Source organism: Bradyrhizobium sp. NBAIM08, assembly GCF_020193935.1.
GTDB classification, from domain to species: Bacteria; Pseudomonadota; Alphaproteobacteria; order Rhizobiales; family Xanthobacteraceae; genus Bradyrhizobium; species Bradyrhizobium yuanmingense.
The window spans coordinates 1-403 of the sequence record NZ_JADYVR010000954.1; the positions used below are offsets into that span (position 1 = coordinate 1).

At 71.7% G+C, this 403-nt stretch carries 1 protein-coding gene; it reads left to right on the forward strand.

From position 1 onward, the window contains the following. A partial coding sequence (locus I6F37_RS42905) for an FAD-dependent oxidoreductase (RefSeq protein WP_225154816.1) occupies nucleotides 1-285 on the forward strand: 285 nt, incomplete at its 5' end. Between the last annotated feature and the right edge of the window lie 118 nt (nucleotides 286-403).

Genomic DNA, 403 nt, shown 5'->3' on the forward strand with positions numbered 1-403 from the left:
CTCTACAAGGTGCTGCACGATTGGTTCCCGGGCGCCGCGCGCATTGCCAACACCGGCGCCGCGGTGCAGGAATGGAAGGGCGCACGGCCGATGCTGCCCGACGGGCCGCCGGTGATAGGCGCCACCGGCATCCGTGGCGTGTGGCTCAACCTGGGCCATGGTTCGAGCGGCTGGGCCTTGTCCTGCGGCTGCGCCCGCGCGGTGGCCGACCTGATGGGCGGCCACGCGCCGGAGGTCGACATCGAGGGACTGGGGATCGAGCGGCTGGCACTCGCTGCGCGGTGACAGAATCCGGGCATGCAACGCATCACGCCCGACCGCCGCTGGCCCCTGCTGGACGTCGCAGCCTCGCGAGCCCTGGAGCAATCGGCGGCATCCGGGCTTGCGCCACACGCTCTGATGG